Below are 22,394 nucleotides of genomic sequence, written 5' to 3' on the forward strand. Positions count from 1 at the left end.
CCACCCCGCCCGATCCGTCTGACGACGAAGTGAGAGGAACCCTCATGTCCATCCGCACCACCCGCGCCCTGCGCGCCGTCGCCGCCACCGGCGTCGTCGCGCTGGCCCTGGCCGCCTGCAGCTCGGGCGGCGGCAACGACTCCGGCGGGGACGCCGGCTCGGCCGACGACGTCGCCGCGGCCCTCGAGGAGGGTGGCAGCCTCACGGTGTGGGCCTGGGAGCCCACGCTCGAGCAGGTCGTCAGCGACTTCGAGGCCGAGTACCCGAACGTCGACGTCGAGCTCGTCAACGCGGGCACCGGCAACGACCAGTACACCGCCCTCCAGAACGCGATCGCCGCCGGCAAGGGCGTGCCCGACGTCGCGCAGGTCGAGTACTACGCGCTCCCGCAGTTCGCGCTGTCGGACGCCGTCGCCGACCTGTCGTCGTTCGGTGCCGACGAGCTCGACGGGACCTTCACCCCCGGGCCGTGGAACGCCGTCCAGCAGGGCGAGGGCATCTACGGCCTGCCCATGGACTCCGGCCCCATGGCCCTCTTCTACAACGAGGAGGTCTTCACGCAGCACGGCATCGAGGTGCCGACGACGTGGGACGGCTTCGTCGAGGCCGCGCGCGCCCTGCACGCGGCCGACCCGAACGTGTACATCACCAACGACACGGGCGACGCCGGGTTCACGACCTCGCTCATCTGGCAGGCCGGCGGCCAGCCGTTCCAGGTCGACGGCACGGACGTGACGATCGACCTCGCGGACGAGGGCAGCACGCAGTTCGCGCAGACCTGGCAGACGCTCATCGACGAGGACCTCCTCGCGCCCGTCAGCTCGTGGAGCGACGAGTGGTACCAGGGCCTCGGCAACGGCACGATCGCGACGCTCGCGATCGGCGCGTGGATGCCCGCGAACCTCGAGTCGGGCGTGCCCGACGGCGCGGGCAAGTGGCGCGTCGCCCCGCTCCCCCAGTGGGAGGAGGGCGCGTCCGCGAGCGCCGAGAACGGCGGCTCCGCGCTGTCCGTCCCGGCCGCGAGCTCGAACCAGGCGCTCGCCTACGGGTTCCTCGAGTACGCGAACGCGGGCGACGGCGTGCAGACGCGCGTGGACGGCGGCGCGTTCCCGGCCACGACGGCCGAGCTGGAGTCCGACGAGTTCCAGGGCTTCGAGTCCGAGTACTTCGGCGGCCAGAAGATCAACGAGGTCCTCGCGCAGTCGGCGTCCGACGTCGTCGAGGGCTGGTCGTACCTGCCGTTCCAGGTCTACGCGAACTCGATCTTCAACGACACCGTGGGCCAGGCCTACGTCTCGGGCACGACCCTCGCCGACGGCCTGAAGGCCTGGCAGGACGCGTCCGCGAAGTACGGCACCGAGCAGGGGTTCACCGTCACCGAGTGACCCGGCCCCGCCGGGCGCCCGCCGGGGCGCCCGGCCCTGCCCCGTCGGCCGCGTGGTCGCGCCTCCCGGCGCGACCACGCGGCACCCCCGCCGACGGCCCACCCCGCCGTCGACCGCTCTGCGAGCACCTGAGGAGCCTGCATGTCTTCCCCCACCCCGTTCCGCTGGCTGCGCCGTCCCGGGCCGCACACGCCGCCGGGCGAGCCCGGCGCGTACACGCCGTCGGGCCTGTCCTACGGCGCGGACTACAACCCGGACCAGTGGCCGCGCGAGGTCTGGGACGAGGACGTGCGCCTCATGCGCGAGGCGGGCGTGACGGTGGTCTCGCTCGCGATCTTCTCGTGGGCCCGCATCCAGCCGACCGAGGACACGTGGGACTTCGCGTGGCTGGACGACGCGATGGACCTGCTCCACGCGCACGGCATCACGGTCGACCTGGCGACGGCGACGGCCTCGCCGCCGCCGTGGCTGACGACGAAGCACCCGGAGGTCCTGCCGCAGACGCGCACGGGCGAGACCCTGTGGCCGGGCGCGCGCCAGCAGTGGCGCCCGACGTCGCCGGTCTTCCGGGAGCACGCGCTGCGCCTCGTCGAGCGCATGGCCGAGCGGTACGGCGACCACCCGGCGCTCGTCGCGTGGCACGTGTCGAACGAGCTCGGCTGCCACAACGTCTACGACTTCTCCGACGACGCGGCCGCGGCCTTCCGCGCGTGGCTGCGCGACCGCTACACGACGCTCGACGCGCTCAACGCCGCGTGGGGCACCGCGTTCTGGTCGCAGCGCTACAGCGCGTGGGAGCAGGTGCTCCCGCCGCGACTCGCCGCGTCGCACCCGAACCCGACCCAGCAGCTCGACTTCAAGCGCTTCTCGTCCGACGCGCTCCGCCAGTACCTGCGCGCCGAGGCGGAGATCCTGCGCCGCGTCACGCCGGACGTGCCCGTGACGACGAACTTCATGGTCATGGGCGAGACGAAGGGCATGGACTACGCCGCGTGGGCGGACGAGCTCGACTTCGTCTCCAACGACCACTACGTGCTGCCCGGCCCGCAGGCGCTCGACGAGCTGTCGTTCTCCGCGAACCTCACGGGCGGCATCGCCCGGCACCGCCCGTGGTTCCTCATGGAGCACTCGACGAGCGCGGTGAACTGGCAGCCCGTCAACGTCGCGAAGAAGCCGGGCGAGCTCGCGCGCGACTCGCTCACCCACGTGGCCCACGGCGCCGACGCGGTCTGCTACTTCCAGTGGCGCCAGTCCGCGGCCGGCGCGGAGAAGTACCACTCGGGCATGGTCCCGCACGCGGGCGAGCGCTCGCGCCTGTTCCGCGACGTCGTCGCGCTCGGCGCGACGCTGCGCGACCTCGCACCCGTCGCGGGCAGCACGCAGAAGCCCGCGCGCGCCGCGATCGTCTTCGACTGGGACTCGTGGTGGACGAGCGAGCTCGACTCCCACCCCACCGACCGGCTGCGCTACCGCCAGGAGGCGCTCGACTGGTACTCGGCGTTCCTCGCGCTCGGCGTCCGCGCGGACGTCGTGCCGTCCGCGACGGACCTCGCGACGTACGACGTCGTCGTGGCGCCGGTGCTGCACGTCGTCCCGGCCGGCCTGCGCGACCGCCTCACGGCGTTCGTCGAGGCGGGCGGCCACCTCGTCACGACCTACTTCTCGGGCGTCGTCGACCAGGACGACCACGCGTGGCTCGGCGGCTACCCGGGCGCGCTGCGCGACCTGCTCGGCATCCGGGTCGAGGAGTTCGCCCCGCTGCTGGACGGCGAGAGCGCGACGGTCGAGCTCGCGGGCGAGCAGCTCGAGGGCACGGTGTGGACCGAGCCGGTGGACGTCGTCGACCCCGACGTCGAGGTGCTGGGCTGGTACAAGACCGGCGAGCAGGCCGGCCGCGCCGCCGTGACGCGCCGGACGGTCCGCACCGGCGACGGCACGGGCGCCCGCGAGGGCTCCGCCGCCTACGTCTCCACACGGTTCGGCCGCCAGGGCCTCGTCCCCGTGCTCGCCCGCCTGCTCGACGACGCGGGCGTGCGCAGCGAGCTGCCCGCCGCCGTGCGCGGCGACGTCGAGCTCGCGGTGCGCACCGACGGCACGGACGACTTCTGGTTCCTCGTCAACCGCACGGCGCGCCCGGTCGAGGTGCCCGACGTCGCGGGCGACGTCCTCGCCGGGCGCCGCCTCACGGCGTCGGGCACGAGCGCCGTCACGACGGATGGCACGGCGGAAGGCACGGCGGAGGCCCCGGTGGAGGGCACGGCGGGAGGCGCGCTGCTGCTCGAGCCGCGCGGCGTCGCGGTCGTCCGCCGCCCGGCCGCGCCGACCCCGCCGAGGAAGAACCCCGCCACGGCGAGGTAGAGCCCCGGTTCCACGAGGTAGAGCCCCAGTACCGCGAGGTAGAGGCCTGGTACCGCCGAGCTGGAGGCCGTGGTCGCCGTCGTCGAGACCAAGCCTTTCCCTCGGCAGACCAGGGCTCTACCTCGGCGGACCAGGGCTCTGCCTCGGCACGACAGACCCCCGCGGGAACGACCCGCACCCGGTGCACCCGCCGGTTCGCAGCGACGCGAAGGAGGTGGCTCAGGGATGAGCCCGACCGAGACCGACACGACCACGCGGGGTGGACCACCCGGTCCTCGCCGCACGGGCCCGGGCGGCCCGGCCGCCCGCCGGACGGGGGCCCGCGTCGTCGCGGGCCTCGGCGCCGGGGCGCTCGTCGCGGGCTGCGCGCTCGCGGCCCTGCCCGCGCAGGCCTCGCCCCTGGGCGCGACCGCCGCGACCGGCACGACGACGGCCCCCGCCGACGTCGCGGGCGTCACCGTGACGCCCGACCCGTCGTACGCGGGCGCACCGTTCGAGGGCTGGGGCACGAGCCTCGTGTGGTTCGCCAACGCCACGGGCGGCTACCCGGACGAGATCCGCGACCGGCTCGCGGACATGGTGTTCGGCGACGAGGGCCTCAACCTCAACATCGCGCGCTACAACGTCGGCGGCGGGAACGCGCCCGACGTGCCGGACTACCTGCGCGCCGGCGGCGCCGTCGACGGCTGGTGGAAGGCGCCCGAGGGCACGACGCGCACCGACGTGGACTGGTGGGACCCCGAGAACCCGGACCACTGGGACGAGGACGCCGACGCGACGCAGCGCTGGTGGGTCGACCGCATCAAGGACGACGTCACGCACTGGGAGACGTTCAGCAACTCCCCGCCGTGGTTCATGACCGTGAGCGGGTACGTCTCGGGCGGGTTCAGCTCGACCGCGGACCAGCTCAAGACGGACAGCATCGACGACTTCGCGGCCTACCTGGTCGGCGTGACCGAGCGCCTCGAGGACGCGCACGGCATCGAGGTCGACACGATCGACCCGTTCAACGAGCCCAACACCAACTACTGGGGCACGCAGCTCGGCGCCGACGGCAACCCCACCGGGGGCCGCCAGGAGGGTGCCCACATGGGCCCCGCGCTCCAGGCGAAGGTCGTCCCGGCGCTCGCCGCGGCGCTCGAGGGCTCCTCGACCGACGCCGTGATCTCGGCGATGGACGAGACGAACCCCGGCACGTTCGCGACCAACTGGAACGCGTACCCGCAGGCGGTCCGCGACCAGGTGTCGCAGCTCAACGTCCACACCTACGGCACGGGCCAGCGCACGACGGTCCGCGACATCGCCAAGGGCGAGGACAAGCCGCTGTGGATGAGCGAGGTCGGCGGGAACTGGAGCTCGACGGGCCAGGACTTCGAGACCATGGAGTCCGGCCTCGGCAGCGCGCAGCACATCGTCGACGACCTGCGCGAGCTCGAGCCGAGCGCGTGGGTGTTCTGGCAGCCGGTCGAGGACTACGCCAACATGGCGCCCGGCGGCGAGAGCGCGAACGGCATGAACTGGGGCGAGATCCAGATCCCGTTCGACTGCACCGCCGAGGACACGCTCGAGACGTGCCCGATCTACACGAACACGAAGTACTGGGCGACCCAGAACTTCACGCACTACATCGAGCCGGGCGACTCGCTGATCCGCTCGGACGACGCGAGCAGCACGGCCGCGGTGTCGGCCGACGGCACCTCCGCGACCGTCGTGCACGTCAACGCCACGAAGGCCGAGCGCGCCGTGACGCTCGACCTGTCGAAGTTCGGTGCGGTCGGGTCCGATGCGACCGTCACCCCCGTGGTCACGAGCACGGCCGGCTACCTCGTCGAGGGCGAGCCCGTGGCCGTCACGCCCGGCACCGAGGACGGCGCCGGCCCGAGCGCGACGCTCGTCGTGCCGGCCGAGTCCGTGACGACGTTCGTCGTCGACGGCGTCTCCGGCGTCGCGGACGACGCCGCGCTCGTCCAGGACGGTCACGCCTACCGTCTCGACGGCGTGCAGGCGGACCGCTCGCTCGCGCCGTCGGCGTCGGGCACGGGCGTCGTGATCCGCACCGACGCACCGGTCGCGGAGCAGGCGTGGGAGCTCACGGCGCTCGGTGCCCCCGACGGCTCCGGCACGCACCGCACGCGCTACGCCGTGACGAACGCGGCCACGGGCCGCCAGCTCGCCGTCGCGGCCGACACGTCCGCCGTCCTCCAGGACGCGCCCGCCGACGTCGCGGACACCCCGCTCGCCGCGCAGTGGATCCTCTCGACGACCGGCGACGGCACCTTCACGCTCGTCAACGCGTCCTCGAAGACCCTCCTCGAGGTCGGCGGCCAGGCGACGGCGGACGGCTCGCCCGTGGGCACGTACCTCGCGAACTCCGGCGTGAACCAGCGCTGGCGCGTGGTCGACGAGACGGTCCTCGGCACCGAGCCCGTCCAGGCGTTCACGACGCCGGGCACCGCGCCCGAGCTCCCCGCGACCGTCACCCCGGTCTACCGTGACGGGGCGCGCGGCGCGCTCCCCGTGACGTGGGACGTGCCGGACGACGACGCGTGGGCCGAGCCCGGCACCGTCGAGGTGACGGGCACCGTGGCCACGCCGACCGGCGGCGAGGTCGCCGCGACGGCGACCGTCGTCGTCGACGAGCTCACGTCCACGCTCCCCGCGCGCGCCAAGGCGTACGCGGGCGGCACCCCGACCCTGCCCGCGACCGTCACGGCGGTCGCCGCGGGCGGCGCGGAGGTGCAGCGCCCGGTGGTCTGGGACGACGCCCCCGCGGGCGCGTACGACGCCGTCGGCGTCGTCGAGCTCACGGGCACGGCCGACGCCGGGGCGGGCGCCACGCTCCCGGCCACCGTCCGCGTCCAGGTGACCGAGGCGGCGTCCGCCAACGGCGCGCTCGCCCCGGGCACGACCGCGAGCGCGACGTTCACCGAGCCGGGCTACGCCGTCGGCGGCGTCGTGAACGGCAACCTCACCGACAAGGCGTGGTCGAACTGGGTGTCGGGCACCAAGCGGACGTCCGACACGCTCACCGTCACGCTCCCCGTCGACCGGGACGTCACGAGCGTCGTGACGCGGTTCTGGAAGGACGGGTCCAGCGCGAGCTGGGCGCAGTCCGTCCGGCTCCAGGCCCTCGTGGGCGGCACGTGGACCGACGTCGGCGCGCCCGTCACGGTGGACGCCTCGCCCGACGGCCCCGCGCCTGCGGTCGAGATCCCCGCGAACGTGCGGACGTCGTCCGTGCGCGTCGTCCTCACGGCCCGGGCGAACACCCACCTGGTGGTCTCCGAGATCGAGGTGCTCGCCAAGGTGCCCGGCACGGGGACCGACGCCGCGGCGTCGGGCATCACCGTGGCCGGCGAGCCCCTCGCCGGGTTCGACCCGGCCGTCACGGCGTACGACGTGCCCGTCGCGGGCGGGGTGCCCGCCGTCGGGGCGGTCGCGCACGACCCCTGGGCGACGGTCGCGGTCGAGGCCGCCGACGCCGTCCCCGGCACGACGACGGTGCGCGTCACGGCCGAGGACGGCACGGAGCGGGCGTACGCCTTGCGCTGGACGGCCGACGCCGGCGCGGCGCCGGTGACGGTCACCGCCGAGACGCGGTGCCTGGCCGGCAAGGTGTACGTCGCGGTCCGCGCCACGAACGACGGCGACGCGCCGCTCGACGTGACCCTCGCGACGCCGTACGGCACGCGCACGGTCGCCGCGGTGGCGCCGGGCGCGAGCGCCTACCAGTCGTTCGCGTCGCGCGCGGCGTCCGTCCCGGGCGGGACGGCCGTCGTGACGGTCGACGGGTCCGCGCCGCTCGAGGTCGCGTTCGACGCGCGCTCCTGCTGAGCCGTCCGGCCGTCCGGCGGGCCGGGTCGGCGTCCTCCGCGACGCCGTCCGGGCCCGCCGGGCGGCCCTCGTCGTGCCTCTCCCGCGCCGCCCTCCGCGGCGCGGGAGAGGCACGTCACCCGATGATCGCGGCCACGCCGCGACACTGCCTCGCGTGCGTCGGCGGAGCCGCGTACCGTATCCCGGGTGCCCGGTACAGTGCCGGGACCGAGGAGGAGCCCACCACCGTGACCCCCACCACGAGCGGAGACGTCCTGACGACGGCCGGCGGCACGCGCTGGACCATGCGCGGCGAGATCGACGCCGCGGTCCAGGCCCGGCGCGAGGACGAGCTGCTGCGGCTCGCGCAGTCGGCCGACGGGCGCATCCACATCGACCTCGGCGCGGTCACCTTCATGGACTCGGGCGGCCTGCGCCTGCTCTACCACGCCGCCACGGCCGGCTCGGGGACACCCGTGCTGGAGCGCGTCCCGCGCCGCGTCCGCGACCTGCTCGAGCTCAGCGGTGTCGCCGAGCTGTTCGAGCTCACCGACGACGCCGGACCTGCCGAGGACGAGGCGTGACCTTCGCCCACGCGGCGGTACCGCCCGGCTTCGTCGAGATCGGTGCCTGGCCGCTGCGCACGCTGGCGGACCTCGCCACCCTGCGGGAGGGCCTGCACCGCATGCTCACCGGCGCCCCGCTGCCCGCGGACCGCGCGCTCGAGGCCACGCCCGAGCGCGTCGTCCTCGTCGCGAGCGAGCTCGCGACGAACGCGCTGCGCCACGGCCTCCCCCCGACGCAGGTGCGCCTGCTCAGCGACGGGCGCGAGCTCGTCATCGACGTCGTGGACCACTCGCCGGACGTCCCCGTCATCGCGGGCCGGCGCTCGCCGGGCGCGGGCGGGTTCGGCCTCGTGCTCGCGCAGCGCGCCTCGACGGCCGTCGGCTGGTTCCGCGCCGGCACCGGCGAGAAGCACGTCTGGGCGCGCTTCGACGTCCCCGTCTTCCGCGGCGGTGCGGGCGTGCGCAGCGCGCTCCTCCCCGTCGGCTGACCCTCCGCCGCACCCGCTCCCCCGCCGCGACGCTCGACCCCCCGCACGTACGCGCCCGGCGCGCGTGCCTCAGGCGTCGCGCCGCACCAGGAGCAGGGTCGCGTCGTCCGCGGAGCGCGGGTCGCGCGCGGCGGCCACGACGCCGTCGACGTCGACCGTCCCCGGCTCCGCCGCGAAGAACGCCGCGAGCCGCCGCAGGCCGTCGAGGATCGACTCCTCGCGCCGCTCCACGAGCCCGTCGCTGTACAGCACGAGCGCGCCGCCGGGCGGCACCTGGACGTGCTGCGCGGGCGGCACGCGGTCCACGAGGCCGAGCGGCGGCACGATCGCGCTCTCCGTCCAGCTCGTGGTCCCGTCGGGCGCGACGACGAGCAGCGGCGGGTGCCCCAGGGAGACGTGCTCGACGACGCCGGTCACCGGGTCCAGCACCGCGACGGCGATCGTCGCGACCTCGCCGGGGAGCGTCCAGCGCGCGACCTCTCCCAGCAGCGTCACCGCCTCGACCGCGGAGCCCGTGCTCACGAGCGCGGCACGCAGCGTCGTCCCGAGCTGGCCCATCGTCGCCGCGGCCTGGAGCCCGTGGCCCGTCACGTCGCCCACGACGAGCGCGAGGCGCCCGGACGGCAGCACGAGCGCGTCGTACCAGTCGCCGCCCACGAGACCCGTGCCGGCCGACTCGTAGCGCGACTGCAGCGTCCACCCCGGGACGTCGGGCAGGAGCGCGGGCAGGAGGCTCCGCTGGAGCTCCTCCGTCGCCCGCACCGCCTTGCGGCCGCGCAGGTAGAGGGCCTCGACGAGGTGGCCACGCAGCGACGTCGCGACGTCCGTCTGGTCCGACGTCCAGGGCACGCTGTGCCCGCGCACGACCTCGCGCCACCGCTCGAACGACTTGCGCGGGCTGAGCCGCACCGAGTCGTCCTCGCCGCGCGCGATCTCCTTGTTGTACGGGTCGCCGCCCCAGTCCACGTGCCGCAGGACCTCGTCGCGCACCCACAGCACGACCTGCCCCTCGGGCAGCACGATCCCGAGGACGCCCGCGACGTCGGGCACGAGCGCCGCGACGTCGGGCGCGTCCCGGTGCAGGGCGTCGGACATGACCAGGTCCTCGCCGTGCCCGAGGACCCACGCGACGAGCGCGCGGCACCCGTCCTCGTCGGGCACGTTGCCGACCGCGATGAGGCCGCCCTCCGCGACGACGACCGCGCCGTCGGCCCGCACGAGGCGGCGCAGCCACCCCGAGCGCGTCAGGGCGATGCCGATGGGGACGCTCTCGTCGCGGCTGTCCGCGGCCAGGTGGGCGAGGACGCCCTCCGCGCGCCGCACCTCGGTCTCGCGCTCGTCCTCCGCCTGGGAGACGAGCCGGACGGAGAGCGCGGACCCGAGGAACTCCGCCGCGGTGCGGACCTCGAAGGGCGGCTCGTGCGGGCCGGAGTAGTGGTGGCACGCGACGAGACCCCACAGCCGGCCGTCGCGCAGGAGCGAGATCGACATCGACGCCCGCACGCCCATGTTGCGCAGGTACTCGAGGTGGATCGGCGAGACGCTGCGCAGCGTCGAGTACGTGAGGTCGAGCGGCGCGCCCGTCGTGGGGAGCAGCGTCGGGACGATCGGCTGGGGCGCGTAGTCCACGTCCGCGATGAGCCGGATCCAGTTCTTCTCGTACAGCGCGCGCGCCTGCGGCGGGATGTCCGACGCCGGGTAGTGCAGCCCGAGGAACGCGTTGAGGTCGTCCCGGCGCGCCTCGGCCACGACCTCCCCGTTGTAGGCCGCGTCGAAGCGGTAGATCATCACGCGGTCGAAGCCCGTGAGCTCGCGCACGTGGCGGGCCGCGTCGTCGTACAGCTCGTCGAGCGTCGCCGCGCGCTCGAGGTCGCGCAGCGCCTGCCGGACGGCGAGGTAGGTGTTGGGGAACGTCAGCGGGCGCGCGCCCGACGCGGTCTCGATCTCCACGACGAGCACCGGCTCGGACCCCGGGCCATGCTCGGGCAGCGGGGGCCGGTGGAGCACGGCGTCGACGTCGAGCGGCCTGCCGTCCCAGCGGTCGAGGTGCAGGGTCACGGGGTTGCGCGTCGCGAGGTCGGTCCCGTCCGCCGCGTGCGCGAGCAGGTCGCGCGCGGGCTCCTCGCCGAGCACGTCGGCGAGCGGCCGGCCCGCGAGCTCCTCCGCGGGGACGCCGAGGTGCCGTTCCACGTTCGCCGACGCCTGGAGCAGCACGCCGTCGGCCTCGCGGACCACCAGCAGGACCCCGCGCGGCTGGATCATGCCGGGGACGTGGATGGGTTCGCGGGCGCAGTTGTCGAGGTCCACCGCCTCGCCGGGCGCGAGAAGCTCCGGCTCGTCGACCGTCCTGGTCACGATCCTCCGTCCGGGCATCGCGTCCGGGGACGGTTGCCGTACTACGGTCGGCGGACCACCTTGGCTCGAGGATCCGGAGACGCGTGCCTCAGGCTACCGCGCTCCGCCGCCCGTTCGTGCGCCGGGCCTCCGGGGAGGTCGGTGGGTGAGCCCCGTGAGCGACGCCACGGAACTCCGCGGTAGCGTCGTTCGTCGGACGAGCGGGAGCCCGGACCGCCCGCCCGGACCCCGACGACCAGAAGGTGACCCATGAGCACGACGACGACCCCCCTCCTGCGCGCCAGCGGCCTCGCGGCCGGTTACGGAGGCCCCGACGTCGTGCACGGCATCGACCTCGACGTGACGCCCGGCACCGCGCCGGTCGGGATCGTCGGGGAGTCGGGCGCCGGGAAGTCGACGATCGTGCGCGCGCTCGTCGGCCTCGTGCGCCCCACGGCGGGCCACGTCACCTACGCCGAGCGGACGGTCGGCAAGCTCTCCCGCCGGGACAAGAAGCAGTTCACGGCCGACGTGCGCCGCGTCTCCCAGGACGGCCTCGCCGGCATCGGCATCGACCCCCGCTGGACGGTGGACCGCACGCTGTCCGCGGCGCTCAAGGACGCGCGGCGCGCCGGCCGCCCGAGCGGACGCTCCGTCGAGGACCTGCTCGGCGACGTCGCGCTCGAGCCCCGCTACGCGCCGCGCACCGTGCAGTCGCTCTCGGGCGGCGAGAAGCAGCGGGTCGCGCTCGCCGTCGCGCTCGCGACGCGCCCCCGGGCGCTCCTCCTCGACGAGCCGCTCACCGCCGTCGACCCCGCGATGCGCGGCGACGTCGTGCGCCGCCTCGCCGACGCGACGACCGCGCTCGGCACCGCCGTGCTGCTGGTCTCGCACGACCTCGAGCTCGTCGAGCGGATGTGCCCCACCGTGCACGTGCTCGCCGACGGGACGTTCGTGGCGTCGGGGTCGCTGCGCGACGTGTTCGCGGGCACCGCCCCGGGTGCCGACCACCCGGCCGTCCGCGGACTCGCCGAGGCCGCCCCGCTCGCCGTCCAGCGCTTCCGCTGACCCGCGAGGTAGAACCTCCCGACGCGAGGTAGAACGCCGCGGGCTCTACCTCGCGACCGGTGCTTCTACCTCGCGAGGACGGACTCGATGGTGGCCGACTCCTCCGGGGTGAGCGGGGGCGCCGAGAGGGCCGCGACGTTGTTCTCGAGCTGGCGGACGCTGCTCGCCCCGACGAGGGCGGAGGTGACGCGGTCGTCGCGCAGCACCCAGGAGAGGGCGAGCTGCGCGAGGGTCTGGCCGCGGGAACCCGCGATCTCGTTGAGCGCCCGGGCGCGCTCCAAGTACGTCTCGTCGAGGTTCTTCTCCGACAGGAACGGCGAGTCCGGGCGGGCCGCGCGCGACCCCTCGGGCGCCGACCCGGAGAGATACCGGTCCGTGAGCAGGCCCTGCTGGAGCGGCGAGAACACGATGGTGCCGACGCCGAGGTCGCCCACGACGTCGAGCAGCGACTCGGTCTGCACGCCGTCGTACGCGTCCTCGTGCGCCGGGTCCTCGACGTGGCGGTTGAGCATCGAGTAGCTCGGCTGGTGGATGAGCAGCGGGGTGCCGAGGTCGGCGAGGATCGCCGCGGCCTCGCGCGTGCGCGCCGGCGAGTAGTTGGAGACGCCCACGTACAGCGCCTTGCCCTGCTGGACGGCGTCGTGCAGCGCGCGCATGGACTCCTCGAGCGGCGTGCTCGGGTCCGGACGGTGGTGGTAGAAGACGTCGACGTAGTCGAGGCCCATCCGGCGGAGCGACTGGTCGAGCGAGGAGAGCAGGTACTTGCGCGAGCCGCCGTCGCCGTAGGGGCCGGGCCACATGTCGTAGCCCGCCTTCGACGAGATGACGAGCTCGTCGCGGTACGCGCCGAGGTCCTGCGCGAGGTGGCGGCCGAAGTTCTCCTCCGCCGAGCCGTAGGGCGGGCCGTAGTTGTTCGCCAGGTCGAAGTGCGTGATCCCGAGGTCGAACGCGCGGCGCAGCACCGCGCGCTGCGTCTCGAACGGGTTCACGTCACCGAAGTTGTGCCACAGACCGAGCGAGATCGCGGGCAGGTCGAGGCCGCTGCGCCCCGTCCGCCGGTAGGTCATGGTGTCGTAGCGGTCGTCGGCGGCGAGGTAGCGCGGGGCGAGAGGCATGGGCCCATTCTGGCGCGCGCCGGCCGCGACGCCCACCCCGGTCCACGACCGCGCCGCCCGGGCCCGGTCCCCGTGCCGGCGACGGAGCGCCTTCCTAGAGTGGCCGGGTGAGCGTCGTGTACACGGTGGGGCACTCCACGCGTCCGGTCGAGGAGCTCCTCGCGCTCCTCCGGGCGAACGGCATCCGCCGCCTGGTCGACGTCCGGACCGTCCCGCGGTCGCGGCACAACCCCCAGTTCGGCCAGGACGCGCTCGCGCCCGTCCTGCGGTCCCACGGGATCACGTACCGCTGGGTGCGCGCGCTCGGCGGCCTGCGGCACGCCCGTCCCGACAGCCCGAACGGCGCGTGGCGCAACCTGTCGTTCCGCGGGTACGCGGACCACATGCAGACGCCGGAGTTCGGCGCCGCGGTCGACGACCTCGTGCGGCGCAGCGCCCACGACGACCTCGTGCTGATGTGCGCGGAGGCCGTCCCGTGGCGCTGCCACCGGTCGCTCGTCGGGGACGCGCTCGTCGTCCGCGGCGTCGAGGTGCGCGACATCGTCTCCGACGCCGCGCCACGGCCCCACACCCTGACGTCCTTCGCCCGCGTCGAGGGCACGCGCGTCTGGTACCCGCCGGAGCCGGACCACACGGCGGGCTGACGCAGCGGGCTCGTCGTCCCGCGTCAGCGGGTCGGGGTCTCCACGACCTGGCCCGCCCACGCGAACCCGCCGCCGAAGCCGAAGAGCAGGGCCGGGACGCCCGCGGGGATCTTGCCCGCGTGCCACCACTTGGAGAGCCCGAGCGGGATGGACGCCGCGGACGTGTTGCCGGACTCGACGATGTCCGTGACGACGACCTTCGACTCCATCCCGAGCGCCTTCGCGAGCGGCTCGATGATGCGCAGGTTGGCCTGGTGCGCGACGAGCACCTCGATGTCGTCGAGCGAGACGCCGGAGCGCTCCACGACGGTGCGCGCACGCTCGGCGGCGCGCGTGATGGCCCACTTGAAGACGGCGCGGCCGTCCTGGGCGAACTTCTCCTGCGGCGCCTCGATGAGCACGGCCGGGGTGAGGTCGGGCTCGGAGCCCCAGGTCACCGGGCCGACGCCGGGCTCGTCCGTCGCGCGCAGCACGGCAGCGCCCGCGCCGTCCGCGGTGAGGATGCACGTGCTGCGGTCGGTCCAGTCGGTGAACGCGGTGAGCTTCTCCGCGCCGATCACGACGGCCGTGCGCGCCGAGCCGCCGCGGATCGCCTGGTCGGCGAGGCCGACGGAGTGGGCGAAGCCGGAGCACGCGACGTTCACGTCGAGCACCGCCGGCCCGACGACGCCTCGCAGGTCGAGCTCGGACGCCTCCTCGGGCGTCGACTGCCCGGGCATGACGCCGGTGCGCAGGTGGTACGCGACGCGGCCCGCCGTGTTGGGCGAGCGGTCCGTCGCGGTCGCCGTGGCGACGATGACGAGGTCGACCTCGGCCGGGTCGACGCCCGCGTCGTCGAGCGCGTGGCGGGCCGCCGCGGTCGCCATGTCGGCGACGGTCGTGTCGTCGTCCGCGACGTGCCGCGTGACGATGCCCGTCCGCGAGCGGATCCACTCGTCGTTGGTCTCGACGAGCTGCGCGATGTCGTCGTTCGTCAGCGTCTTCTCGGGCTGGAAGTGACCGAGGCCGACGATGCGCGACCCGGCCGCGCCGGTGGCGGGAGTGAGCATGAGGACGATCATGTCACGCGGCCGCTCGTCGTCAGAACGCTCCGGGCGGGGCTCCGGGAGGTCGTGCGCCACACCCGTGACGTACCGTCGGGAGGTCCGCCGTCGTGCCACCGAAGGAGCCGTCGTGTCCCGTCCTCCGCTGCCCTCCCGTCTCGTCGAGATGCTCCGCCGCCCGAACGCCGCCGTCATGGCCACGGTGCGCTCCGACGGCGCGCCCGTCACCGCCGCGACCTGGTACGTCTGGGAGGACGACGGCCGCGTGCTCGTCAACCTCGACGAGTCCCGCGTGCGGCTCAAGCACCTGCGCAACGACCCCCGGGTCTCGCTCACCGTGCTCGACGAGAACTGGTACACGCACGTGACGCTCATCGGTCGCGTCGTCGAGCTGCGCGCCGACGAGGGCCTGGCCGACATCGACCGCATCTCGCGCCACTACACCGGCCACGAGTACGCGAACCGCACCGACCCGCGCGTCAGCGCCTGGGTCGAGGTCGAGCGCTGGTACGGCTGGGGCGAGGCGAAGGCCGGCGACGACGCGTAGCGCCGTCGGCCGCCCGCCGTCCGTCCCCGAGGCCGCACTGCGACGCCCCGCGAGGGACGGTCGCGAGAAAGATGTCGATCTCGGCGACCGGGCTTCGTCGTCCTCTCGTACGGCCGCCCGGGCCGTGCGAGAGGAGGAGGCACGATGACGACGTTCCTGGAGACGATCCTCGCGGCGGACCGCGAGCACCCGCCGGACCCTGCGCGGTACCGTGACGGGCGACGCAGCGTCGGGGACGGGACGTCCGCCGCCGACGGGGCGCTCTCCGGGCCGACGGTGCTCCGTCGACCCGCGGCGACGAGGGCGGAGGACCTCTGATGCGCTACCTCATGCTCGTGCTCGGCACCCCGGACGACCCGGGGCTGCCGCCCGAGGAGGCCGAGGCCGCGGCCCCGATCGGGGAGTGGGTCGGGCGGCACTACGGCAGCGGCGCCGCGGTGGTCGGCGACCGGCTGCGCCCCCCGGAGGACGCCGTGGGCGTGCGGGTCCGGGGCGGCAAGGTGCTCGTCACGGACGGGCCGTTCTCCGAGACGAAGGAGTCGATCGCGGGCTTCGACGTCCTCGAGGCACCCGACCTGGACACCGCGATCGCCATCGCGTCCGAGCACCCCATGGCGTACGGCGGCGCGATCGAGCTGCACCCCGCGTGGCCGCTGGACCTCGACGGGTCCTGACCTGCCGACCGCGACGGACCCCGTCGAGGACGCGTTCCGCACCGAGTGGGGACGCGTCCTCGGCGCCGTCGCGCGCAGCACGGGCGACCTCGACCTGGCCGAGGAGTCCGCTCAGGAGGCGTTCGCCGCGGCGCTGCGGACGTGGGGCCGCGACGGCGTGCCCGAGCGTCCCGGCGCGTGGCTGACGACGACCGCGCGCCGCCACGCGATCGACGTCCTGCGCCGTCGTCGGGTCGAGGCGGAGCGGGTCGCGGCGGCGGGCCGCCTGGGCGAGCGCGTCGACCCGGGTCCCCGGGGCGGGGGCCGAGCCGCGGACCCCGTGCTCGACCACGTCGCGCGCGGCCTCGACGACGACGCCTGGGACGCCGACGACCCGGACGGCGACCTCGTGCGCCTGCTCTTCACGTGCTGCCACCCGGCGCTCCCCGCCGAGGCGCGGGTCGCGCTCACCCTCCGGTCGCTGACCGGCATGACGACCGCCCAGGTCGCGCGCGCCTTCCTCGTCCCCGAGGCGACGATGGCGCAGCGCCTGGTCCGGGCCAAGCGCCGCATCCGCGCGACCGGAATGACCTTCCGCGTGCCGCCGGCCGCGCTGCGGGCCGAGCGCGTCGAGGGCGTCCTCGCGGTGCTGTACCTCCTGTTCACCGAGGGGTACGACGCGTGGGCGGAGCCGGCCGACGCCGTCGAGGGCTCGGCCGAGCGGCGCGCGCTCGCCGACGTCGCCGTCCGGCTCGCGCGGCTCACCGCGCGCCTGCTCGACGACGAGCCCGAGGCCCGCGGGCTGCTCGCCCTGCTGCTGCTCCAGCACGCGCGCCGCGACGAGCGCGTGGGCCCCGACGGCGTCACGCGGACCCTGGCCGAACAGGACCGCGCACGCTGGCGGCACGACGAGATCGCCGAGGGCCTGGCCGTGCTCGACGCGGCGCTCGCCGTCGGGCGGCCTGGGCCGTACCAGGTGCAGGCCGCCGTCGCGGCCCTCCACGACGAGGCGACCGACGCGGCCGCGACCGACTGGCCGCAGATCCTCGGCCTCTACGACGTGCTGCTCGACCTCACCGGCTCGCCCGTCGTCGCGCTCAACCGCGCGGTCGCGGTCGCGGAGGTGCACGGCGCGGACGCGGGGCTGGCCGCGGTCGACGCCGTCGCGGACGAGCAGGCGCTCGCGGGCTACCACCTGCTGCCCGCCGTCCGCGCCGAGCTGCTCGTGCGGGCCGGGCGCCCCGCGGACGCTGCCGTCGACCTGCGCCGCGCCCTCACGCTCGTGGACCGTGAGGGCGACCGCCGGCTCCTGGAGCGCCGCCTGGCCGGCCTGCCCCGCGCGCGACCTGTCTAACCGTGGAGAGATCGTCCCCCTGCGCGTCGATCTCGGACTCTCGGTCCGATCTCGTGGTGCCCGGCATCGACCGTCATGTCTGGAAGATGGTGCGAAGCGCCCCGTCGAACCACTCACGAAGCGGCATGCCGACGTCCCACGAATAGAGGCATGCGCCGTAGCCGTGCTCGACCAGCAGGTCGAAGTCCACCTCGGCCGGACACTCCCGGAGCAGGGCGTCGATCTCGTGAGCGGCGTCTCGCTTCTCCTCGTCCGTCATCTCCACCACGTACGACCGGACCGCCTCGTCCGCGCTGGGAAAGTCCTCGCGCCAGTCCTGGTGGAGGGTGGATCCAAGGACCTGGTCGAGAGTGGGACGGAAGGTCACCGACGCTCCCCCTCCTCGAAGACGGGGCCGTAGGCGTCCTCGTCCCGCGAGAAGTACTGGAGCCTCTCGGCGACGCACGCCCGCAGCGCGTCACCCGCGTGGGGCCGGAGCGCGATCCACTGGTCGGGGTGCCCGAGGAGGCGTTCCACCGGCACCTCCTTGCGCAGGTAGACCCAGTGCTCGCCGGGGTGCAGGTCGCGAGGCTCTGCAACGGGCACCTGCACGGGCGTGAACTCGATCTCGACCTCCGTCGAGAAGTCGGCGATCGCGTAGGTCTCGGCGAGCGACACGTTCTCACGGTCGTCCTCCGACGGCTCGCCCTCGAACAGGAAGCGGGCCGTGATCCTGGGGTGGTCGGCGCGCACCGCGACGCCTCGCAGGTTCGGCGTCACGACGTCCCACAGCGCACGCTGGAGCGACAGCAGGACGCTCGTCCGGAACTCCATCGGCTCGGGCCTCCGTCGTGTCGCACGCCAGGAACAGGTTCGCCGGGCCACGGTAGCGCCACCACGGCGCTCGCGACGGCCGCTCGCCGGGCCTGACGGGGAGCGGTCCGGGGCGGCGGGGCGTCCCTCACGCCACCCCGGCAGCGGTGCGGCCGTCAGAGACCCGTCTCGGCATAGAAACCCTCGATGTGGGCGCGGACCTCGCGCGCCGCGCGCTCGCCGTCACCGTCGACCACCGCTCCCAGGACGGCGCGGTGCTCGGCGCGCAGGCGCACCGCGGTCCGCTCCCAGGACGGCAGCCCCGCGCTGCCCGCCGCGACGTAGGACTCGATCGCGCCGCGCAGCCCGGTCATGACGGCCTCGACGAGCGGGTTGCCCGCGAGCCGGACGAGCAGCACGTGGAAGGACGCGTCCAGCTCACGGAACTCCTCGGCCGGGAGCGCCGGGTCGTCCATGCGGTCGAGCAGCTCGCGCGCCGCGGCGAGCACCCCGGCGACCTCCGGCGTGCCGGTTCCCGGCTCGACCCTCCGCTCACCGGCGTCCCGTCCGGCGACGACCCACTCGGCCGCCGCGCGGACGGCCCACGTCTCCAGCAGCACGCGCGTCTCGACGACGTCGCGCACCGCGAGCGTCCCGGACGCGACGTGCAGGCGCACGGCCGCCCCCAGCCCGGCGGCGGGCCGGTCGACGACGGTGGCGCCGGCGTCGGGCCCGGAGCCCACGGCGGTGCGCACGATGCCCATGGCCTCGAGCACGCGGAGCGCCTCGCGCACCGAGGGTCGCGAGACGCCGAGCTCCTCGGCGAGCGCGCGCTCGGCCGGGAGGCGCTCGCCGAGCGCCCAGCGGCCCGCGGCGAGGTCCGCCTCGATGCGGGCGAGGACGCGTTCGTGGGTGCGCACCCGCTCAGGGTAGGCGACCCCGGCTCGCTGTGGTCAGACCACGCCGGCCTCGTGGTCTACAGTGGACGGACTGTGGTCAGACCACAGCCGCGGCGCCTCACCGCGGCGGTCTCGGCAGGCGGCACCGACGCGGCCCGGCGAGACTGGACCCGACTCGCCTCCCCCGGAGCCCTGATGCGCATAGCCCTCACCGCGACCTGCATCGGCGACGTGATGTTCCCCCAGGCACCGCGCGCCACCGCCCTCCTCCTCGAGCGCCTCGGCCACGAGGTGTTCTTCCCCGAGCGCCAGGCCTGCTGCGGCCAGATGCACGTCAACACGGGGTACCTCGACGAGGCGGTCCCCGTGGTGCGCAACCACGTCGAGGCGTTCTCCCCCGTGCTCGACGGCGAGTGGGACGCGATCGTCGTCCCGTCCGGGTCGTGCACCGGGTCCGTGCGGCACCAGCAGGGCATGGTCTGCCGGCGCGCCGGTCTCGACGACCTCGCGCGCACCGCCGACGCGGTCGCCGCGAAGACGTACGAGCTCTCCGAGCTGCTCGTCGACGTGCTCGGCGTGACCGACGTCGGCGCCTACTTCCCCCACCGGGTCACCTACCACCCGACGTGCCACTCGTTGCGCATGCTCGACGTCGGCGACAAGCCGCTGCGTCTCCTGCGCGCGGTCGAGGGCATCGACCTCGTCGAGCTGCCCGCCGCGGAGGAGTGCTGCGGGTTCGGCGGCACCTTCGCGCTGAAGAACGCCGAGACCTCGACGGCGATGCTCGCCGACAAGATGACGCACGTGAAGTCGACGGGCGCCGAGGTCCTCACCGCGGGGGACGCGTCGTGCCTCATGCACATCGGCGGTGGACTGTCGCGCATCCGCGCGGGCGTCCGCACGCTGCACCTCGCCGAGATCCTCGCGTCCACCAAGGACGCGCCCGCCCCCGCCGGGGTCGGCCCGACGACGCGCGGGGGTGCCCGGTGAGCCGCACGTTCCTCGGCCTGCCCGTCCGGCGCGGCGCGCGCACCCTGCCCGACGACGTCGCCCACCCGGGCGGGCACGGCACCTCGGCGGGTGCGGGGGCGGCGTCGGACGCGTTCGGCGACGTGCCGCACCCGGACGCCCCGCTGCGCTGGGGCGGGTCGTTCCCCGACGCGGCGCGCGAGGCGCTCCAGAACACGCAGCTGCGGCGCAACCTCGCGCACGCGACGTCGACCATCCGCGCCAAGCGCGCCGCCGTCGTCGGCGAGGTGCCGGACTGGGAGGCGCTGCGCGACGCGGGCTCCGCGATCAAGACCGACGTCATGGCGCGCCTGCCCGAGCTCCTCGAGGAGCTGGAGCGCAACGTCGTGGCGCGCGGCGGCGTCGTGCACTGGGCGCGCGACGCGGACGAGGCGAACCGGATCGTCGCGGACCTCGTCAAGGCCAAGGGGGTCGACGAGGTCGTCAAGGTGAAGTCCATGGCGACGCAGGAGACCGGGCTCAACGAGGCGCTCGCCGCCGAGGGGATCGCGGCGTACGAGACGGACCTCGCGGAGCTCATCGTGCAGCTCGCCGACGACATGCCGTCGCACATCCTCGTGCCCGCGATCCACCGCAACCGGGCGGAGATCCGCGAGATCTTCCTCGCCCGCATGGGCGACGCCCCGCCGGACCTGTCGGACGTCCCGCGCGAGCTCGCGATGGCCGCGCGCGCCCACCTGCGCCGCAAGTTCCTCTCGGCGAAGGTCGCGATCAGCGGCGCGAACTTCGGCGTCGCGGACACGGGGACGCTGACCGTCGTCGAGTCCGAGGGCAACGGCCGCATGTGCCTCACGCTCCCGGAGACGCTCATCACGGTCATGGGGATCGAGAAGGTCGTGCCCACGTACACCGACCTGGAGGTGTTCCTCCAGCTCCTGCCGCGGTCGTCCACGGGCGAGCGCATGAACCCCTACACGTCCCTGTGGACGGGCGTCACGCCCGGCGACGGCCCGCAGGAGTTCCACCTCGTGCTGCTCGACAACGGGCGCACCGACGTCCTCGCCGACGAGGTCGGGCGGGCCGCGCTGCACTGCATCCGCTGCTCGGCGTGCCTCAACGTGTGCCCGGTGTACGAGCGCGTGGGCGGCCACGCGTACGGGTCGGTGTACCCCGGCCCGATCGGCGCGATCCTCACGCCCCAGCTCACGAAGTCCTCCGGCGGGCTCTCCGGCCACCACGACCCCAACGCGTCGCTCCCCTACGCCTCGACGCTGTGCGGCGCGTGCTACGAGGTGTGCCCCGTGAAGATCGACATCCCGTCGATCCTCGTCGAGCTCCGGGCGCGCGAGGTCGACGCCGACCGCGGCCGCCCCACCGGGTGGGGCGCCGCGATGAAGGCGGCCTCGTTCGTCATGTCCGACGCGCGCCGGTTCGAGCTCGCGGAGAAGGCGGCGGGGGTCGGGCGCCTGGTCGCCGGTCCGAAGGGCCGGATCTCGACCCTCCCCCCGCCCGCGTCCGGGTGGACCCGCTCGCGCGACCTCCCGGCGCCCGCGAAGCAGACCTTCCGTGACTGGTGGCGCGACCGCCCGATCGACGAGCCCCGCACCGAGGGAGGTGAGGACCGGTGAGCGCGCGCGACGACGTCCTCGCCCGCGTGCGCACCGCGCTCGGCCGGTCGACGGCGGCGGGCGGCCCCGCGGCGTCGGGCAGCGTGCCGCGCGCCTACCGCGAGCACGGCGAGCTCGCCCCGGGCTCGCCCGAGGTCGTGGACGTGCTCGTCGACCGGCTCGTCGACTACCGGGCGCACGTGCACCGCGCCGAGACGGCGGCGGACGTGGCGACGGTCGTCGGCGACCTGCTCGCCGACGCGACGTCCGTCGTCGTGCCGGCCGGTCTCGACGCGGCGTGGCTCGCGGGCCTGGGCGCCGGGACCGCCGTCGTGCGGGACGTGCGCGACGACCCGCGCACGCCCGACGAGCTCGACCGCACGGACGCCGTCGTCACCGCGGCGCGCGTCGCGGTCGGCGACACGGGCACGATCGTGCTCGACGGCGAGCCCGACCAGGGCCGCCGGGCGATCACGCTCGTCCCGGACCTGCACGTGTGCGTCGTGCGCACGGACCAGGTGGTGCAGACCGTGCCCGAGGCCGTGCGCCTGCTCGCCGCGCACCCCGGGCGCCCCCAGACGTGGATCAGCGGCCCCAGCGCGACGAGCGACATCGAGCTCTCCCGCGTCGAGGGCGTGCACGGCCCCCGCACCCTCCACGTCGTCCTCGCCCCGCCGAGGTAGAGCCCCGGTCCGCCGAGGTAGAGCCCTGGTTAGCCGAGGTAGAGCCCTGGTTAGCCGAGGTAGAGCCCTGGTCGTG

General features: G+C 74.9%; 20 protein-coding genes. 14 read left to right on the forward strand and 6 right to left on the reverse strand.

All coding sequences use genetic code 11. The features are described 5' to 3' along the window. The first annotated feature begins 44 nt into the window (after window positions 1-44). The 5 genes from MT994_RS06595 to MT994_RS06615 all read left to right on the forward strand — a co-directional run bounded on the left by MT994_RS06595 (window position 45) and on the right by MT994_RS06615 (window position 8,610). On the forward strand, window positions 45-1,385 hold the full coding sequence (locus tag MT994_RS06595) for a sugar ABC transporter substrate-binding protein (RefSeq protein ID WP_021481965.1): 1,341 nt from the start codon (window positions 45-47) through the stop codon (window positions 1,383-1,385). Between the two features lie 141 nt (window positions 1,386-1,526). Then, entirely contained in the window at window positions 1,527-3,743 is a 2,217-nt protein-coding gene (locus tag MT994_RS06600; RefSeq protein WP_354805621.1) for a beta-galactosidase, read from the forward strand. A 225-nt stretch (window positions 3,744-3,968) separates the two neighbouring features. Further along, window positions 3,969-7,577 (forward strand): Ig-like domain-containing protein, encoded by a 3,609-nt coding sequence (locus tag MT994_RS06605; RefSeq protein ID WP_354805622.1) that lies wholly within the window; start codon window positions 3,969-3,971, stop codon window positions 7,575-7,577. Window positions 7,578-7,804: 227 nt separating this feature from the next. Beyond that, complete coding sequence (locus MT994_RS06610; protein ID WP_354805623.1) at window positions 7,805-8,140, forward strand: STAS domain-containing protein; 336 nt, start codon at window positions 7,805-7,807, stop codon at window positions 8,138-8,140. Beyond that, window positions 8,137-8,610, forward strand: a complete 474-nt coding sequence (locus MT994_RS06615; protein ID WP_086149091.1) for an ATP-binding protein — start codon at window positions 8,137-8,139, stop codon at window positions 8,608-8,610. Before MT994_RS06610 ends, MT994_RS06615 begins: the two co-directional genes overlap by 4 nt. Window positions 8,611-8,679: 69 nt before the next feature. On the opposite strand, the gene MT994_RS06620 is transcribed toward MT994_RS06615, so the two are convergent. Continuing rightward, a complete protein-coding gene (locus tag MT994_RS06620) occupies window positions 8,680-10,965 on the reverse strand; it encodes a SpoIIE family protein phosphatase (RefSeq protein WP_354805625.1) in 2,286 nt (761 codons plus the stop codon). Between the two features lie 249 nt (window positions 10,966-11,214). On the opposite strand from MT994_RS06620, the gene MT994_RS06625 reads away from it, so the two are divergent. Next, window positions 11,215-12,012 (forward strand): ATP-binding cassette domain-containing protein, encoded by a 798-nt coding sequence (locus MT994_RS06625; RefSeq protein WP_034656282.1) that lies wholly within the window; start codon window positions 11,215-11,217, stop codon window positions 12,010-12,012. Between the two features lie 65 nt (window positions 12,013-12,077). On the opposite strand, the gene mgrA is transcribed toward MT994_RS06625, so the two are convergent. Then, window positions 12,078-13,127, reverse strand: coding sequence for an L-glyceraldehyde 3-phosphate reductase (gene mgrA / locus MT994_RS06630; protein ID WP_354805627.1), 1,050 nt, complete (start codon window positions 13,125-13,127; stop codon window positions 12,078-12,080). A gap of 107 nt (window positions 13,128-13,234) precedes the next feature. Here mgrA and MT994_RS06635 point away from each other — a divergent pair, with 107 nt between their 5' ends. Further along, window positions 13,235-13,771: a DUF488 domain-containing protein gene (locus MT994_RS06635; RefSeq protein WP_034656293.1), complete on the forward strand. Its 537-nt coding sequence runs from the start codon at window positions 13,235-13,237 to the stop codon at window positions 13,769-13,771. A gap of 23 nt (window positions 13,772-13,794) precedes the next feature. Here the strand turns inward: MT994_RS06635 and MT994_RS06640 are convergent, their stop codons facing one another. After that, window positions 13,795-14,820: a beta-ketoacyl-ACP synthase III gene (locus tag MT994_RS06640; protein ID WP_031315156.1), complete on the reverse strand. Its 1,026-nt coding sequence runs from the start codon at window positions 14,818-14,820 to the stop codon at window positions 13,795-13,797. A gap of 124 nt (window positions 14,821-14,944) precedes the next feature. Between MT994_RS06640 and MT994_RS06645 the strand changes: the two genes are divergently transcribed. From MT994_RS06645 to MT994_RS06660, 4 genes are all read left to right on the forward strand, one after another. Continuing rightward, entirely contained in the window at window positions 14,945-15,361 is a 417-nt protein-coding gene (locus tag MT994_RS06645) for a TIGR03618 family F420-dependent PPOX class oxidoreductase (RefSeq protein ID WP_061266625.1), read from the forward strand. A gap of 144 nt (window positions 15,362-15,505) precedes the next feature. Further along, the gene (locus MT994_RS06650) at window positions 15,506-15,679 is read left to right on the forward strand and encodes a hypothetical protein (RefSeq protein WP_354805630.1); all 174 of its coding nucleotides are present in this window, start codon (window positions 15,506-15,508) and stop codon (window positions 15,677-15,679) included. Further along, a complete protein-coding gene (locus tag MT994_RS06655) occupies window positions 15,679-16,035 on the forward strand; it encodes a YciI family protein (RefSeq protein ID WP_009862891.1) in 357 nt (118 codons plus the stop codon). Before MT994_RS06650 ends, MT994_RS06655 begins: the two co-directional genes overlap by 1 nt. Before the next feature lies 1 nt (window position 16,036). Then, complete coding sequence (locus tag MT994_RS06660) at window positions 16,037-17,368, forward strand: DUF6596 domain-containing protein (RefSeq protein WP_354805846.1); 1,332 nt, start codon at window positions 16,037-16,039, stop codon at window positions 17,366-17,368. A 73-nt stretch (window positions 17,369-17,441) separates the two neighbouring features. Here the strand turns inward: MT994_RS06660 and MT994_RS06665 are convergent, their stop codons facing one another. From MT994_RS06665 to MT994_RS06675, 3 genes are all read right to left on the reverse strand, one after another. After that, on the reverse strand, window positions 17,442-17,735 hold the full coding sequence (locus MT994_RS06665; protein ID WP_354805632.1) for a contact-dependent growth inhibition system immunity protein: 294 nt from the start codon (window positions 17,733-17,735) through the stop codon (window positions 17,442-17,444). Next, the gene (locus tag MT994_RS06670; RefSeq protein ID WP_354805633.1) at window positions 17,732-18,181 is read right to left on the reverse strand and encodes a hypothetical protein; all 450 of its coding nucleotides are present in this window, start codon (window positions 18,179-18,181) and stop codon (window positions 17,732-17,734) included. The genes MT994_RS06665 and MT994_RS06670 overlap by 4 nt, the downstream gene beginning before the upstream one ends. A 155-nt stretch (window positions 18,182-18,336) precedes the next feature. After that, window positions 18,337-19,080, reverse strand: a complete 744-nt coding sequence (locus MT994_RS06675; RefSeq protein ID WP_354805635.1) for a GntR family transcriptional regulator — start codon at window positions 19,078-19,080, stop codon at window positions 18,337-18,339. A 174-nt stretch (window positions 19,081-19,254) separates the two neighbouring features. Between MT994_RS06675 and MT994_RS06680 the strand changes: the two genes are divergently transcribed. The 3 genes from MT994_RS06680 to MT994_RS06690 all read left to right on the forward strand — a co-directional run bounded on the left by MT994_RS06680 (window position 19,255) and on the right by MT994_RS06690 (window position 22,318). Further along, entirely contained in the window at window positions 19,255-20,049 is a 795-nt protein-coding gene (locus MT994_RS06680) for a (Fe-S)-binding protein (protein ID WP_354805636.1), read from the forward strand. Between the two features lie 122 nt (window positions 20,050-20,171). Beyond that, window positions 20,172-21,656 carry a LutB/LldF family L-lactate oxidation iron-sulfur protein gene (locus tag MT994_RS06685; RefSeq protein ID WP_354805847.1) on the forward strand — a complete coding sequence of 495 codons (1,485 nt, stop codon included), beginning with the start codon at window positions 20,172-20,174 and terminating at the stop codon, window positions 21,654-21,656. Continuing rightward, window positions 21,653-22,318: an LUD domain-containing protein gene (locus MT994_RS06690; RefSeq protein ID WP_354805637.1), complete on the forward strand. Its 666-nt coding sequence runs from the start codon at window positions 21,653-21,655 to the stop codon at window positions 22,316-22,318. The genes MT994_RS06685 and MT994_RS06690 overlap by 4 nt, the downstream gene beginning before the upstream one ends. Window positions 22,319-22,394: the final 76 nt, after the last annotated feature.

Origin of the sequence: Cellulosimicrobium sp. MI9406 (assembly GCF_040595865.1) — a bacterium.
GTDB classification, from domain to species: domain Bacteria; phylum Actinomycetota; class Actinomycetes; order Actinomycetales; family Cellulomonadaceae; genus Cellulosimicrobium; species Cellulosimicrobium funkei.

Excerpts from the sequence above, each read along its gene's own strand:
- MT994_RS06595 (WP_021481965.1), top strand. The coding sequence starts at position 45 with ATGTCCATCCGCACCACCCGCGCCCTGCGCGCCGTCGCCGCCACCGGC.
- MT994_RS06600 (WP_354805621.1), top strand. The coding sequence starts at position 1,527 with ATGTCTTCCCCCACCCCGTTCCGCTGGCTGCGCCGTCCCGGGCCGCAC.
- MT994_RS06605 (WP_354805622.1), top strand. The coding sequence starts at position 3,969 with ATGAGCCCGACCGAGACCGACACGACCACGCGGGGTGGACCACCCGGT.
- MT994_RS06625 (WP_034656282.1), top strand. The coding sequence starts at position 11,215 with ATGAGCACGACGACGACCCCCCTCCTGCGCGCCAGCGGCCTCGCGGCC.
- mgrA (WP_354805627.1), bottom strand. The coding sequence starts at position 13,127 with ATGCCTCTCGCCCCGCGCTACCTCGCCGCCGACGACCGCTACGACACC.
- MT994_RS06640 (WP_031315156.1), bottom strand. The coding sequence starts at position 14,820 with ATGCTCACTCCCGCCACCGGCGCGGCCGGGTCGCGCATCGTCGGCCTC.
- MT994_RS06650 (WP_354805630.1), top strand. The coding sequence starts at position 15,506 with ATGACGACGTTCCTGGAGACGATCCTCGCGGCGGACCGCGAGCACCCG.
- MT994_RS06655 (WP_009862891.1), top strand. The coding sequence starts at position 15,679 with ATGCGCTACCTCATGCTCGTGCTCGGCACCCCGGACGACCCGGGGCTG.
- MT994_RS06670 (WP_354805633.1), bottom strand. The coding sequence starts at position 18,181 with ATGGAGTTCCGGACGAGCGTCCTGCTGTCGCTCCAGCGTGCGCTGTGG.
- MT994_RS06680 (WP_354805636.1), top strand. The coding sequence starts at position 19,255 with ATGCGCATAGCCCTCACCGCGACCTGCATCGGCGACGTGATGTTCCCC.